Here is a 14,950-nt window from a genome sequence, read left to right as displayed (position 1 = left end):
ATGAGTGATGAGCCGTTGCGCCCCGATCCCGACCGCCTGCTGGAGCATGCCGCTACGGCACACCGGGGCAAGCTGAAGATCTTTTTCGGAGCCTGCGCCGGGGTGGGTAAAACCTTTGCCATGTTGCAGGAAGCGCAGCGGCTGCGGGCGCAGGGGCTGGACGTGCTGCCGGGCGTGGTAGAGACGCACGGGCGCAAAGAGACCGCCGCGCTGATGGCGGGCCTGCCCCTGCAACCCGTGCGGCGCATTGCCCATCGCGGGCGCGTGGTGCATGAGTTTGATCTGGACGCCGCCCTTGCGCGGCGTCCAGCACTGATTTTGATGGATGAGCTGGCGCACAGTAACGCCCCCGGCTCGCGCCATCCGAAACGCTGGCAGGATGTGGAGGAGCTGCTGGAAGCAGGCATCGACGTTTTTACCACCGTCAACGTTCAGCATCTGGAGAGCCTGAATGATGTGGTCAGCGGCGTCACCGGCATTCAGGTGCGCGAAACGGTGCCCGATCCCTTTTTTGATAGTGCTGATGAGATTGTGCTGGTCGACCTGCCGCCGGATGATCTGCGCCAGCGGCTGCATGAAGGCAAAGTCTATATTGGCGGCCAGGCGGAGCGCGCCATTGAGCACTTCTTTCGCAAAGGCAACCTGATTGCACTGCGCGAGCTGGCGCTACGGCGCACCGCCGACCGGGTAGATGACCAGATGCGCGCCTGGCGCGATCGCCTCGGTGAAGAGAAGGTGTGGCATACGCGCGACGCCATTCTGCTCTGCGTCGGTCACGGCGCGGGTAACGAGAAATTGATCCGCACCGCAGCGAGGCTGGCAGCCAAACTCGGTAGCGCCTGGCATGCGGTCTATGTTGAAACCCCTACCCTGCACAAATTACCGGAGTCACAGCGGCGGGCGATCTTAAGCGCCCTGCGGCTGGCCCAGGAGCTGGGCGCAGAGACCGCGACCCTCGCCGACCCGGCGGAAGATCGCGCGATACTGCGCTACGCACGCGAACATAACCTCGGCAAGATCCTCATTGGCCGCCGCGATAACCGCCGCTGGTGGCACCGCGAATCCTTTGCCGACCGCCTGGCGCGCCGTGCGCCGGATCTCGATCTGGTGATTATCGCCCTGCAGGAGAGCACCCAACCGCTGCCGGTGCGCAGCGGCGACTCCCGCCCCTTTTTCGACCGCTGGCGTGTGCAGCTTACCGGCTGCGCGGTCGCGCTGGCGCTTTGCGCGGCAATCACTTTTATCGCCTTGCAGTGGCTGACGGCCTTTGAAGCCACCAACCTGGTGATGATCTACTTGCTGGGCGTGGTGCTGGTGGCGCTGTTCTATGGCCGCTGGCCATCGGCTTTCGCCACGGTGATTAACGTCATCAGCTTCGATCTCTTTTTTATCTCGCCGCGCGGCACGCTGGCGGTGTCGGATGTGCAGTATCTGCTCACTTTCGGCGTGATGCTGACCGTCGGGTTGGTGATTGGCAATCTCACCGCCGGGGTGCGTTACCAGGCGAGAGTGGCGCGTTACCGTGAGCGGCGCACGCGTCATCTCTATGAGATGTCGAAAGCGCTGGCGGCGGGACGCAATAATCAGGATATCGCCGCCACCAGCGAAACGTTTATTCACTCCACCTTTGAGGCGCGCAGCAAACTGCTGCTGCCGAACAGCGAAGGTAAACTGGCGGCGGTAACGGAAAACCAGGGCATGACGCCGTGGGATGATGCCATCGCCCGCTGGAGTTTTGATAAGGGACAGCCTGCGGGCGCGGGTACCGATACGCTGCCCGGCGTGCCGTATCAAATTTTGCCGCTGAAAAATGACGATACGGTGTATGGCTTGCTGATTGTCGAGCCAGCGAATCTGCGCCAGCTGATGATCCCCGAGCAGCAGCGTCTGCTGGAGACCTTCACCCTGCTGGTGGCGAATGCGCTTGAGCGCCAGGCGCTGGCGACGCGCGAAGAGCAGGCGCGGCTTGCAAGCGAGCGCGAGAGCCTGCGCAACTCGCTGCTGGCTGCCCTCTCCCACGATCTGCGCACCCCGCTGACGGTGCTGTTTGGTCAGGCTGAGATCCTGACGCTCGATCTCGCCAGCGAAGGGTCGAAACATGCCCCGCAGGCCAACGAGATCCGCCAGCATGTGCTCAACACCACCCGGCTGGTCAATAATCTGCTGGATATGGCGCGCATCCAGTCTGGCGGCTTTAATTTAAAACGCGAGTGGCTGACGCTGGAAGAGGTGGTCGGCAGTGCGCTGCGTACCCTTGAGCCAGTAATGGGCGGGCGGCAGATTGCGCTGTCGCTACCCGACCCGCTGATGCTGGTACATGTTGATGGCCCGCTGTTTGAGCGGGTGTTGATCAACCTGCTGGAAAACGCGGTGAAATATGCCGGATCCGGCGCGCAGATTGGTATTGAATCGCACAGCACACCGAGCGAGTGGACGCTGGAGGTGTGGGATAACGGGCCGGGGATCCCGCCAGGCCAGGAGCACGCCATTTTTGAAAAATTTGCGCGTGGCACCAAAGAATCGGCCATCCCCGGCGTTGGCCTGGGGCTGGCGATTTGCCAGGCAATTGTCGAGGTACATGGCGGCACCATCGACGCGCAAAACCGTCCGCAGGGAGGCGCGCGCTTTTATGTTACACTCGCGCGGGAAACGCCCCCGCAACTGGATGAATTACCCGAGGATCTGTGATTAACGTTCTGATTGTCGAAGATGAACAGGCCATCCGCCGCTTTCTGCGCACCGCGCTGGAAGCTGAGGGGCTGCGCGTGCACGAAGCGGAGACGCTGCAGCGCGGGTTAATTGAAGCGGCAACGCGCAAGCCGGATCTGGTGATCCTCGACCTTGGTTTGCCGGACGGTGACGGTCTCGATTTTATTCGCGATGTGCGCCAGTGGAGCCAGATGCCGATTATTGTCCTGTCAGCACGCATCGAAGAGAGCGACAAGATCGCCGCGCTGGATGCCGGCGCGGATGATTACCTCAGTAAACCCTTCGGCATTGGCGAATTACAGGCGCGACTGCGGGTTGCGCTGCGCCGCCATGCCGCCAGCACGCCGGGCGAACCGGTGATCACCTTTGGCGATATTCGCGTTGATCTCGCCAGCCGCCGCATCCAGCGTGGCGACGAGGAGATCCACCTGACGCCGATTGAGTTTCGCCTGCTGGCAGTGCTGCTCAACAACCACGGCAAGGTGCTGACTCAGCGGCAATTGTTAAGCCAGGTGTGGGGGCCAAATGCCGTTGAGCATAGCCACTATCTGCGAATTTATATGGGGCATTTGCGCCAGAAGCTGGAGAGCGATCCGGCGCGCCCGCGTCATCTGTTGACCGAGACCGGGATCGGGTATCGCTTTATGTTGTGAGGCGTGATTTGCACGGCTGATTGCCGGATGGCGCTACGCTTATCCGGCCTACGGGTTACCTGTTCCGCGCTGTTTGATTGCCGGATGGCGCTGTGCTTATCCGGCCTACGGGTTACCTGTTCCGCACCGTTTGATTGCCGGATGGCGCTGCGCTTATCCGGGTAATGTGTTTGATGCAGTTGTAGGTCGGATAAGGCGTCAGCCGCCATCCGACACAAAAAAGGCTCCCGAGGGAGCCTTTTTGCTGTGCCGCGATTTACGCGTTTTTCAGCACTTCGCTGACAATTTCCACCGCTTCTTTCTCAATCAGCTTACGGTGTTCGTCGCCGAGGAAGCTTTCACAGTAGATTTTGTAGGCGTCTTCGGTGCCGGACGGACGCGCGGCAAACCAGCCGTTGTCGGTCATCACTTTCAGGCCGCCAATCGAGGCGCCGTTGCCCGGTGCTGCGGTCAGGCGAGCGGTGATCGCATCGCCCGCCAGCGTGCTGGCACTCACCATTTCAGGCGAGAGCTTGGACAGTGCCGCTTTCTGTGCGGAAGAGGCCGCAGCCTGCAGACGGTTGTAGCTTGGCGCGCCAAAGCGGGCAGCCAGTTCGTCATAGTGCTGCTGCGGGTTTTTGCCGGTCACCGCAGTGATCTCCGCTGCCAGCAGGCACATGATGATGCCGTCTTTGTCCGTGGACCACGGCGTACCGTCGAAGCGCAGGAACGAGGCACCGGCGCTCTCTTCGCCGCCGAAGCCGAAGCTGCCGTCGTGCAGACCATCCACAAACCACTTAAAGCCTACCGGCACTTCCACCAGCTTACGGCCAAGGTCGTTAACCACATGGTCGATCATTGCAGAGGAGACCAGCGTCTTACCGACTGCAACATCTTTGCCCCACTGCGGGCGGTGCTGGAACAGGTAGTTGATCGCTACCGCCAGGTAGTGGTTCGGGTTCATCAGGCCAGCCGGGGTGACGATGCCGTGGCGGTCGTAATCCGGGTCGTTGGCGAAGGCCAGGTCAAACTTATCGCGCAGCGCCAGCAGACCGGCCATTGCACACTCGGAGGAGCAGTCCATACGGATCGCGCCATCTTTGTCGAGATGCATAAAGCGGAAAGTCTGATCGACTTCATCATTCACGATGGTGAGGTCGAGCTTGTAGTGCTCGGCGATACGTTTCCAGTACTCAATACCGGAGCCGCCCAGCGGATCGACGCCCAGTTTCAGGCCCGCTTTCTGGATCGCCGCTATATCGACGATCTCCGCCAGCCCTTCAATAAACGGCTGCACCAGATCTTTTTCAGTGACGTGACCGGAGGCCATCGCAGCATCCAGCGAAATACGTTTCACGCCTTTCAGACCGTCGGCCAGCAGCGCGTTAGCGCGATCTTCCACCACTTTGGTGACGTTGGTGTCGGCCGGGCCGCCGTTTGGCGGGTTGTATTTGATGCCGCCATCTTCCGGCGGGTTATGGGACGGCGTGATCACGATACCATCCGCCTGCGCACCACCGTTTTTGTTGTGCACAAGAATGGCGTTAGAAATGGCAGGCGTCGGCGTAAAGCCGTTATTTTCCTGCACGATGATATCAACGCCGTTGGCAGCCAACACTTCCAGCACGGAGATAAACGCCGGCTCAGAGAGGGCGTGGGTGTCTTTACCAACATAGCACGGCCCGGTGATGCCGTTTTTTGCACGCTCTTCGGCAATCGCCTGCGCAATGGCAAGGATGTGCGGCTCGTTAAAGCTGTGACGCCATGCGCTACCACGGTGACCTGAGGTACCAAATTTCACCGCATGGTCAGCATTGCCAACTTCCGGTTTCAACACATAGTACTGCGCAGTCAGCTGCGCGACGTTAATCAAATCGCCCTGTTGCGCAGGTTGCCCCGCGCGCGGATGGTTTGCCATTGCTTCGTCCTTTTAATGCAAGGATTAAATTGTGCCGCAAACTTTCTCAATCAGCTCCGCCGGGAACTGCATTGACTGCATGATGTGTTCAATCATGCTGCATTTACGGCCCGTATTCGTATTAGTGATGACCCAATAAGGGGTGTTCGGCACTTGTTTCGGCTTGGTCTGGTTGCCGTTCTGCAGCAGGGTGCGCTCATCAGCGGCAAAGTATACGCGCGTGCGACCGTGCAGAGATTCAGTGGATTCCGTAAACCCTTTGTCATCGAGTGAATAGAGTGTAGACAGGATTAGCAGAAAGCGATTAACCGCTTTTTTCTGCTCGGCGTATTCGTCGGAGAGCAGAAGCTCGCGAACCGCGCGGACTTTATCCCGGGTCGTGTTGGCCGGTTTCACCTCTTCGACAACGCTGGCAGCGCGTGTCTCTTTCACCGGCGCGGCGGGCGCTGCAGAGGGAGACGATGATGCGGCGGAGAACTTGAGCATACGCCGTAAAATCTCGGATGCGCTCTCGCCAATGTGCTTAGTATGGCTGGCAATGTAACTGTAGAGCTCATCATCAACTTCAATCGTTTTCATCTTAATCCAGTGCTATATAAAATCTGAATACAAGTATTGGGATTATAAAGTGAAATCCCAACAGCGGATAGGTACACCCCAGGATGGCGGCAAAACTCAGAGTAATGCTTAGCCTTGCAGCCGGGCGGCAGAATGTTCACCATAATAACCTAACCCGTTGGAGTGAAAAAAAGAACTTTGCCATGAAATTGAACACGCGCGCGCAAACTGCACAACATCCGCACAACAATTCCCCGATTGTGCTGGTTCACGGCCTTTTCGGCAGCCTCGATAACCTCGGCGTGCTCGCCCGTGACCTGGTACAGGATCACGATGTACTGCAAGTGGATATGCGTAACCACGGCGTGTCGCCCCGCTCACCGGAGATGAACTACCCAGCGATGGCGCAGGATCTGCTTGATACGCTGGATGCTCATCAGATTGAAAAAGCGACCTTTATCGGCCACTCAATGGGCGGCAAAGCGGTGATGGCGCTAACTTCACTGGCACCGGAACGCATCGACCATCTGGTGGCGATTGATATGGCGCCCGTGGATTATAAGGTGCGCCGTCACGATGAGATCTTTGCCGCCATCAACGCCGTTAGCGAGGCAAATGTTTCGTCGCGCCAGCAGGCGGCGGCGCTGATGCGCGAGCAGCTTGATGAAGAGGGCGTGGTTCAGTTTTTACTGAAATCCTTCGTCGACGGTGAGTGGCGTTTTAACGTGCCGGTGCTGTGGGATCAATATGCCAATATAGTGGGCTGGGAGAAAATCCCGGCGTGGGATAAGCCTGCCCTCTTCGTCTGCGGTGGCAACTCCTCTTATGTCACCGATGCCTACCGCGATGCGCTGCTGGCGCAATTTCCCCAGGCGCGGGCGTATGTCATTGCCGGTGCCGGGCACTGGGTGCATGCAGAAAAACCTGACGCGGTGCTGCGTGCCATTCGCCGTTACCTGGCAGAGTAAGGCCAACTGATTAAAAAGGCGGCGACCGGTCGTTTCAACGCGCCCGGTCGTTGGCGTGCCGATGTTGGTGATGTATGATGGCGCGCTATTCAGCCCGGGCAGCGGCCCGATTGCGTGTTTTCCCGTAGTATTCATATCATGGCTAAAGAACAAACGGACCGTACGACACTAGATCTCTTCGCGAATGAGCGTCGCCCGGGACGGCCGAAGACCAACCCGCTCTCGCGCGATGAACAGTTGCGCATTAATAAACGCAACCAGCTCAAACGCGATAAAGTTCGCGGGCTTAAGCGCGTCGAACTGAAACTGAATGCGGAAGCGGTGGAAGCCTTAAATGAGCTGGCCGAGGCGCGCGAGATAAGCCGCAGCGAACTTATCGAAGAGATGCTGCTGGCGCAGCTTAAAGCCCTGCGCGGATAGCGATTCTTCTGAATCATCGTCAAATTCCCCTTTTCATGTGGCATACAGTGCAGTCCGCGGCAATAGCTGTTTCCGCGTTCTTCTCTGTTCTGCTATGATTGCCCTTATCTGTGGGCTTAGCGCTCCCCCTATACTCATTAAGATTCAAGAGGTTATTTTACTCATGGCAATTACAGGCATTTTCTTCGGCAGCGACACCGGCAACACCGAAAACATCGCCAAAATGATCCAGAGCCAGCTTGGTAAAGACGTCGCCGATGTTCATGACATTGCCAAGAGCAGTAAGGAAGATATCGAAGGATATGACATCCTGTTGCTCGGCATTCCGACTTGGTATTACGGTGAAGCGCAGTGCGACTGGGATGACTTCTTCCCGACGCTGGAAGAGATTGATTTTAATGGTAAATTAGTAGCACTTTTCGGCTGCGGCGACCAGGAAGATTATGCTGAGTACTTCTGTGATGCGCTGGGCACTATTCGCGATATTATCGAACCGCGCGGCGCGACCATTGTGGGTCACTGGCCGACTGCCGGTTACCATTTCGAAGCTTCAAAAGGCCTGGCGGATGACGACCACTTTGTTGGTCTGGCGATTGACGAAGACCGCCAGCCAGAACTGACTGCCGAGCGCGTACAGAAGTGGGTGAAGCAGGTTTCTGAAGAGCTGCATCTGGATGAAATCCTGAACGCCTGATTTTTATGGCGCAATCTGCTGGTTGCGCCGTATCAATAGGTAAAAGCAATCGAAATAATTGCTACATTTTTTTAACTTTCCTATTCATCCCTGTACAATAAGCCCTGCTTAACGCGTTACGCTCGACCGGGAGTTGTCGGCGATACCACGTTTTAAAAGCTTACTTTACTTGAGGGCTTGCAGTTTTCATTTATACATGGCAGTTCTATAATGATACGCATTCGCCCGGGTGCATTCCTTATAACTTCCGAGAAGGAAGTGAATCGTATAGCAACAGGACAGATTCCGCATGACTGACAACAATACCGCATTAAAGAAGGCCGGCCTGAAAGTCACGCTTCCACGTTTAAAAATTCTGGAAGTGCTTCAGGAGCCGGATAACCATCATGTCAGTGCGGAAGATCTTTATAAGCGTCTGATCGACATGGGTGAAGAGATTGGTCTGGCAACGGTGTACCGCGTGCTGAACCAGTTTGATGACGCCGGGATTGTCACCCGTCACAACTTCGAAGGCGGCAAGTCCGTTTTTGAACTGACGCAGCAGCATCACCACGATCACCTTATCTGCCTCGACTGCGGTAAAGTCATCGAATTCAGTGATGATTCCATCGAATTGCGCCAGCGCGAAATCGCCGCTAAACACGGTATCCGCCTGACGAACCACAGTCTCTACCTTTACGGCCACTGCGCCGAAGGCGACTGCCGCGAAGATGAACACGCGCACGACGCAAAATAAGTTCTTCTGAATGTTAAAAGCCAACCGTCAGGTTGGCTTTTTTTATGCCTGTCGGCTGAGCGGCGCGTTAGAAGGTTACGCCGCTCAGGGTGGAAAGCGATCAAGCTTTCAGCGTGTCAACACGGCTGACGCGCCTGCCGTCCGGGCTTACGGTGCGCACCTGAATTTCTCCTTTAATCTGTGGACGGGATTCCGCTTCGTAGCGTTGCCACGTTTTGCCGCGATCGAGGGAGTACTCCACCACCAGCCCCGGGAAGCGGATGTTGACCTCCAGCACACCGTCAACAATTCGCGCCCCTGGCACCGGCAGACGATAATGGATGCCGGCTTTATCCAGCTTCGCCAGCTCGCGATGCCCTAACAGATTGGCAAAACGCTGCCAGTCAGCCGTAAGCGCTTTCTGATCGACCCACTGCGTCTCGCCGCCTTTGTATTCGCGGCCTGCCTGATAATCCAGCTCCCAGCTTGCGCGATGCCATGCCCGCTCAGCGACGGCGACCAGACGCGGATAGATCATATACTCCATCTGCTCATCCGTGCGCACCACTTCGCTCCACAACTCGGCGGAAAGCCCGTAGGCGCCTGGCCACGGCTTGTCTGATTTAGCGCTGAACGCGTTGCCATCACGGTCAACCGAGGTTTCCGCATTTTGCGGCATGTTGTCCGGCGCGAAGCTGAAGATTTTGCGCTCATCGCTGAAACGCGTCCCCCAGTAGTAACCGCTCTCATCAGGGTGAACTTCACTCGGGAAGTCGAGATAGACGTAGTCCGGGTTGGAGACCACCACGCGGAAGCCCTTATTCGCCCAATCGTTGACGGAATCGAAACCACCCCAGTAGAGCGCATCCCAGAAGTTGACATTCACATGTTGGGTGGCAAACACAGAAGCGTCTTTGGCATCTTTCAGCCCATCCTGCCACGCCTGCATCACATCGATGCCGTGCGCCTTAACCAGCTTGCTTACCTCTGCGCCAAAGTAGCTGGAGAGGTGTTCAACATCGCTCACTTTCCCGGCTTTGATCATCGCCTGGCAGGCCTCGGATTTCGCCCAAGGCTTATCTTGCTTGCTCTGATCGATGATGCCTTTACCCGGCTGCGGATTGTTCACATCCGTATAACCAGCGCCCAGGTAGATATTTTTTGCTTCATCGCCGCCAAAGTGCCAGGTGCGCAGCGGCAGACCCGCTTCTCTGTGCATCTGCAGGATTTCGCCCATCACCTTATCGACAAAGTTGCGCGAGGAGTCCAGGCACGGATTGAGGTAGCCGGTGCGATCGTAGAATTGTACGCCAGCGGTAACAGAGGTATCGGTCGGATCGAGCAGCCGATAGCGGCTCGCCTCGCTCTCATCCTTACCCTCTTTTATCAGGCGTTCGTAACGTGCTTCCATTGAGATCACCGCCGCGCGCGCATGGGCAGGCATGTCGATCTCCGGGATCACCTCAATGTGTCGCGCTTTGGCGTATTTGAGGATCTCGATGTAGTCGGCGCGGGTAAAGTACCCGCTGCCGTTGTTATCACGATCCGGACCCGAGCCCAGCTGCGGCAGCAGGCACTGCTTCTCGCTCAGATCGTGGCAGCGCTGGCTGCCAATCTCAGTCAGCTCCGGCAGCCCCGGAATTTCAATGCGCCACCCTTCATCGTCCGTCAGATGGAAGTGGAATTTATTCAGCTTGTAAGCCGCCATCTGATCCAGCAGGCGCAACACCGCCGCTTTGCTGTGGAAATTACGCCCGACATCCAGATGAATACCGCGATAGTCGAAGCGCGGCGCATCTTTCGCCGTCAGAGCGGGGAGCGTCATCGGCCCCTGCGCGGGGAGAAGCGAAAGCAGAGATTGCAGGCCATAGAACACGCCGCTCTGATCAAAACCGGTCACCACCGCCTCTTTATCATTGATACGCAGCTGATAGGCACCGTTGATCGCCTCGTCCCCCCTGAACGCTTTACGGGCAATCTCGGTACGTAGCGGATAACTCCCCTCTTCCACGCCGAGCATGGCGAAGCGCCCTTTGATGGCGTTTTGCGCATCAGGCATCAGCGCTGAGAGGTCAAACTTCACTCCCTGGCTGAGATCGATATCCCGACCGTAGATTTTACCCTCGCGCGGCGTTGGCACAATCTGCCCGCGCAGCGAGGCGAGGTTAATTGTTTTGATATCGCTGTTTTGCGCAAAGCGCGCTTCAGCGGTCATCAGGATATTTTATCCTCCGGCATCCGCTTCCAGTGCTCGCCAAGCGGCGTGACGAACTGGGCAAGATCTTCCGTATTGGTATTGGCGATGGTTTTTGGCGTTGCCTCCTCTCCTGTGACATACCAGCGCGGCAGCACGTCGGTAATAAAGAGTTGCCAGTACTCATTAATAATCGGGATCTCAACGGAGTGCTTCGCCGGAAAACCACTAAATTGCTCCGTAGGCTCAAGCTTATGCAGGTCGCCCATAATATGGGTCACTTTGAACTGCGGGTTCGCGACTTGCAGGATGGGACGAATGCTGTGGAAGTAGATCGCCCATGCGTTATCGGTCACCGCCTCGCCTTTGTTGGTCAGCGTGATCACCGCTTTGTTGCAGGAGGCCCAGTCAGCGCCGAGCTTCGCACAATCAACGCCATGCTGGGCGGCAAAGTTATCTTTTATGGCGTAGTTCAGATTGAACTGGCTGATGGCGTCAACCGTGCTCTGGCTTGCCAGTGCCGCGCCGCTGCTGAGCAGCGCTGTGATGGCGCCCGCCAGCAGGCTTAAACGTGCTGTATGCATGCTCTGTTCCTTAAGGTTGCCAATGTCCGGCAACAAATGACTTAGAAAAGGGTAAACGGTGCGATGACCATCAATTTCACGTCTCGCTCATCCTGGAAAATGTTGCCGTAACCACCGGCATAGCTCGGGATAGCAGAGTGGTTGTCATACTGGGTAAAGTGCAGCTTAAACATCGTCCCTTTGGCGCGCCCCTCTTGCAAGGTATAGATGGCATCCAGGCTGTAAGCGGACTCTTTCAGACGATAATCGGCGTAGTACCACGCATCCGGCACGGTCATTTCGGCAGGTTTCGCGCCCCACGCGTAGGCGTAAGAGGCGCCGATTTGCCAGCCGGGCAAGTTGCAGCTCGCCAGATCGTACATCGCCCCCAGGAAGAGCGCTTTTTCGCCGTTGGCATTGAAGTCGGAGCGGTTATCCCACCAGATATCGAGACGGCCATTGGAAGAGGCGTAGGTTGGCGTCATGCGTTGCAAAAAGTAGCCCTGCTGGCCTTCTGCTTTTACCCATGTTCCTTCGAGGCGCAGCGCGAGTGGCCCGACCGTGTAACCGAAGGTTAGTGCCTGTAGCCAGGCGGTGCCGTCGTAAAGATCGTTAATGCCGCGATCGCGGACTTTGTCGCGGGCACCATAAAACTGATAACTGGTGCTGAGCGGTTGGTTCGCCACATCAAGCTGGTAGCTGGCTTTTGCAAAATACTGATCGACATAGCCCTGCGCCTGGCCAAATGCAGCTTCCAGCACCAGATTGTTTTTGAAGTCATATTTTGCACCGAGCGAATGGAGATAATCGACCCGGCGCTGTCTGTCGTTTTGCCAGAACTTATCCATTTCGATATGCCACGGCGCTTTATATCCATTGGCCCACATATAGGAGACGCTCAGCGCGCCGGCATCGCCATAATCGTTATTAATGCCCGCTTCCGCACCCTGATAAGTGCCCGGCATAAAATTCCAGTGCGGCGCTAATAGCGTCTGCCCGGTGGGCTGAATATAACCTGCTCGCGCCCAGAGAGCGCCATATTTGAATTTTGCTGCGGCTTTATAGAGGCTGACTCCGCTCTTGTCGCCGGACCAGCGCTCTTTATAGGCTTTATTACTGGCGGAGAAAGCAATTTCATTTGGGTGAGCGCTATCGCCATTTTCCGCCATTTCGATTGCCGTGAAAGCAGCGATATCCAGGCCAAAAATATCTGCTGCAAAGCCTGACTGGAAATCCAGATTCGCATTCCACGTGGCGTGAGAGAGGTTCGTTTTATATTTATTATCGAGAATATCCTTACGGTCGCGCTCACGCTGCCAGTAATAGACCCCACCGGCCAGCGTGGAGTCATCAATAAAACCGCCTGCCTGCGCCTGCGCGGGAAGCGCCAGGCCTGACATGGCGGTTACTGCGGCAATAGCCAGCGAAAGCGTACTCCGTTTATCTGCAAACGCACGCATACATTGATTCCTTTTAAATGTAAAAATCCCCGCCGCGGCGGCGATAAAAATTAACAACAGGAAGCCGTTATGGATATTCCCTAAATAAACAACTGCACAAAGCCTATTTTTCGCCTTGCGAATTATCAATGTGTTTTTAAGCGAAAATAACGGAGTATGACGAAGTGCACAGAATTAAATGAGGATTAAAGCTCGTTTCATAAATCACGCAAATAATTAACTAAACCGTATTCACTCGATATTTAATTCTTTCTCAGAAAGCGAGTTTTTCCACTATTCTGATTACTGCACCTGCAAGATTTCAGAAATAGAAAAGCAGAACACCAACACGGGGCGGTATTAATTTTCAGCAAGAATATGTATTAATTGTAATTCGGTGGTTAATAAATAAAAAACGCCGCGGGAAGCGGCGTTTTTAAATAGCGATCTCTGATTAAGGCAATCAGTCGCCGATTTTTGCCCAGGTATCACGCAGGCCTACCGTGCGGTTAAACACGAGTTTGTCCGCGGTTGCATAGCGGCTGTCGAGGCAGAAGTAGCCTTCGCGCTCGAACTGATACGCTTTGCCCGCCTGCGCCTCTTTCAGCGATGGCTCTGCAAAACCCTGCTTAATGACCAGCGATTCCGGGTTGATAGTGGCGAGGAAATCCTCGGCGGCGCCCGGGTTTGGCACGCTGAACAGACGATCGTAGAGACGAATTTCAACCGGCTGCGCATGCTGCGCACTAACCCAGTGGATCACGCCTTTAACCTTGCGGCCATCGGCAGGATCTTTACTCAGCGTCTCGGCGTCGTAAGAGCAGAAAATGGTAGTGATGTTGCCTTCGGCATCTTTCTCAACGCGTTCCGCTTTGATCACATACGCGTTGCGCAGACGCACCTCTTTGCCCAGCACCAGACGTTTGTACTGCTTGTTGGCTTCTTCGCGGAAATCAGCGCGATCGATCCAGATCTCACCGCTAAACGGCACTTCACGGGTGCCCATTTCCGGCTTGTTCGGATGGTTCGGCATGGTGACGATTTCGCTGCTGCCCTGCGGGTAGTTTTCGATAACCAGTTTCACCGGGTCGATAACCGCCATCGCGCGCGGCGCGTTTTCGTTGAGATCTTCACGGATGCAGGATTCCAGCGACGCCATTTCAATGGTGTTGTCCTGCTTAGTCACGCCAATGCGCTTGCAGAACTCACGGATAGAAGCAGCGGTGTAGCCACGACGGCGCAGGCCAGAGATGGTCGGCATACGCGGATCGTCCCAGCCCTCGACATGCTTGTCAGTCACCAGCAGGTTGAGCTTACGCTTGGACATCACGGTGTATTCGAGATTCAGGCGCGAGAATTCGTACTGGCGCGGATGAACCGGGATGGTGATGTTATCCAGCACCCAGTCATACAGGCGGCGGTTATCCTGGAACTCCAGCGTGCAGAGCGAGTGGGTGATCCCTTCCAGCGCATCGCTGATACAGTGGGTAAAGTCGTACATCGGGTAGATGCACCACTTGTTGCCGGTCTGATGGTGTTCAGCAAATTTAATACGGTAGATAACCGGGTCGCGCATCACGATAAATGGCGAAGCCATATCGATTTTCGCACGCAGGCAGGCTTTACCCTCTTCAAAACCACCCGCACGCATCTTTTCAAACAGCGCCAGGTTCTCTTCTACGCTGCGATCGCGATATGGGCTGTTTTTACCCGGCTGCGTCAGCGTACCGCGGTATTCGCGAATTTCGTCGCCGGTCAGCTCGTCAACATAGGCCAGGCCTTTATTGATCAGCTCAACTGCGTAGCTATACAGCTTATCGAAGTAGTCTGAGGAGTAGCAGATGTCGCCAGACCAGTGAAAGCCCAACCACTGCACGTCATTTTTAATTGACTCAACGTACTCGATATCTTCTTTTGCCGGGTTGGTATCGTCGAAACGCAGGTTGCACTGGCCGTTATAGTCCTGTGCGATACCGAAGTTCAGGCAGATGGATTTCGCGTGGCCGATGTGCAGGTAGCCATTCGGCTCCGGCGGAAAACGGGTATGGACGGTGGTGTGTTTACCACTGGCCAGATCTTCATCAATGATCTGGCGGATAAAGTTAGTCGGGCGGGCTTCAGCCTCACTCATCACAGGTTC

The 14,950-nt window shown here is 56.1% G+C and carries 10 protein-coding genes and 1 pseudogene; 6 read left to right on the top strand and 5 right to left on the bottom strand.

The window, feature by feature from the left end; all coding sequences use genetic code 11:
* On the top strand, window positions 1-2,688 hold the full coding sequence (kdpD, locus tag BWI95_RS12305) for a two-component system sensor histidine kinase KdpD (RefSeq protein WP_076769559.1): 2,688 nt from the start codon (window positions 1-3) through the stop codon (window positions 2,686-2,688).
* Entirely contained in the window at window positions 2,685-3,362 is a 678-nt protein-coding gene (gene kdpE / locus BWI95_RS12300) for a two-component system response regulator KdpE (protein ID WP_054804207.1), read from the top strand. The genes kdpD and kdpE overlap by 4 nt, the downstream gene beginning before the upstream one ends.
* 256 nt (window positions 3,363-3,618) lie before the next feature.
* On the opposite strand, the gene pgm is transcribed toward kdpE, so the two are convergent.
* A complete protein-coding gene (pgm, locus tag BWI95_RS12295) occupies window positions 3,619-5,259 on the bottom strand; it encodes a phosphoglucomutase (alpha-D-glucose-1,6-bisphosphate-dependent) (protein ID WP_054804208.1) in 1,641 nt (546 codons plus the stop codon).
* A 24-nt stretch (window positions 5,260-5,283) separates the two neighbouring features.
* Window positions 5,284-5,838, bottom strand: a complete 555-nt coding sequence (gene seqA / locus BWI95_RS12290) for a replication initiation negative regulator SeqA (protein ID WP_076769558.1) — start codon at window positions 5,836-5,838, stop codon at window positions 5,284-5,286.
* A 182-nt stretch (window positions 5,839-6,020) separates the two neighbouring features.
* Here seqA and ybfF point away from each other — a divergent pair, with 182 nt between their 5' ends.
* The 4 genes from ybfF (at window position 6,021) to fur (ending at window position 8,635) form a co-directional block, all read left to right on the top strand.
* Window positions 6,021-6,785 carry an esterase gene (gene ybfF / locus BWI95_RS12285; protein WP_076769557.1) on the top strand — a complete coding sequence of 255 codons (765 nt, stop codon included), beginning with the start codon at window positions 6,021-6,023 and terminating at the stop codon, window positions 6,783-6,785.
* Window positions 6,786-6,923: 138 nt separating this feature from the next.
* Complete coding sequence (gene ybfE / locus BWI95_RS12280) at window positions 6,924-7,205, top strand: LexA regulated protein (RefSeq protein ID WP_023479957.1); 282 nt, start codon at window positions 6,924-6,926, stop codon at window positions 7,203-7,205.
* A gap of 163 nt (window positions 7,206-7,368) precedes the next feature.
* On the top strand, window positions 7,369-7,899 hold the full coding sequence (fldA, locus tag BWI95_RS12275; protein ID WP_023480004.1) for a flavodoxin FldA: 531 nt from the start codon (window positions 7,369-7,371) through the stop codon (window positions 7,897-7,899).
* Between the two features lie 289 nt (window positions 7,900-8,188).
* Entirely contained in the window at window positions 8,189-8,635 is a 447-nt protein-coding gene (gene fur / locus BWI95_RS12270) for a ferric iron uptake transcriptional regulator (protein WP_023479956.1), read from the top strand.
* A 100-nt stretch (window positions 8,636-8,735) separates the two neighbouring features.
* Here fur and BWI95_RS12265 read toward each other — a convergent pair.
* From BWI95_RS12265 to glnS, 3 genes and pseudogenes are all read right to left on the bottom strand, one after another.
* A pseudogene (locus BWI95_RS12265) lies at window positions 8,736-11,392 on the bottom strand (beta-N-acetylhexosaminidase).
* Between the two features lie 41 nt (window positions 11,393-11,433).
* Window positions 11,434-12,831 carry a chitoporin ChiP gene (gene chiP, locus BWI95_RS12260; RefSeq protein ID WP_076769556.1) on the bottom strand — a complete coding sequence of 466 codons (1,398 nt, stop codon included), beginning with the start codon at window positions 12,829-12,831 and terminating at the stop codon, window positions 11,434-11,436.
* A gap of 442 nt (window positions 12,832-13,273) precedes the next feature.
* Complete coding sequence (gene glnS / locus BWI95_RS12255; protein WP_076769555.1) at window positions 13,274-14,941, bottom strand: glutamine--tRNA ligase; 1,668 nt, start codon at window positions 14,939-14,941, stop codon at window positions 13,274-13,276.
* Window positions 14,942-14,950: the final 9 nt, after the last annotated feature.

The organism is Kosakonia cowanii JCM 10956 = DSM 18146 (assembly GCF_001975225.1).
GTDB lineage: Bacteria > Pseudomonadota > Gammaproteobacteria > Enterobacterales > Enterobacteriaceae > Kosakonia > Kosakonia cowanii.
Note: the sequence above shows the minus strand (reverse complement) of the source record. Positions and strands in the feature narration are given on the sequence as shown.

Bases quoted from the DNA above. Each gene is read 5' to 3' on its own strand.
- kdpD (WP_076769559.1), top strand. From the start codon at position 1: ATGAGTGATGAGCCGTTGCGCCCCGATCCCGACCGCCTGCTGGAGCAT.
- pgm (WP_054804208.1), bottom strand. From the start codon at position 5,259: ATGGCAAACCATCCGCGCGCGGGGCAACCTGCGCAACAGGGCGATTTG.
- seqA (WP_076769558.1), bottom strand. From the start codon at position 5,838: ATGAAAACGATTGAAGTTGATGATGAGCTCTACAGTTACATTGCCAGC.
- ybfF (WP_076769557.1), top strand. From the start codon at position 6,021: ATGAAATTGAACACGCGCGCGCAAACTGCACAACATCCGCACAACAAT.
- ybfE (WP_023479957.1), top strand. From the start codon at position 6,924: ATGGCTAAAGAACAAACGGACCGTACGACACTAGATCTCTTCGCGAAT.
- fldA (WP_023480004.1), top strand. From the start codon at position 7,369: ATGGCAATTACAGGCATTTTCTTCGGCAGCGACACCGGCAACACCGAA.
- fur (WP_023479956.1), top strand. From the start codon at position 8,189: ATGACTGACAACAATACCGCATTAAAGAAGGCCGGCCTGAAAGTCACG.
- chiP (WP_076769556.1), bottom strand. From the start codon at position 12,831: ATGCGTGCGTTTGCAGATAAACGGAGTACGCTTTCGCTGGCTATTGCC.
- glnS (WP_076769555.1), bottom strand. From the start codon at position 14,941: ATGAGTGAGGCTGAAGCCCGCCCGACTAACTTTATCCGCCAGATCATT.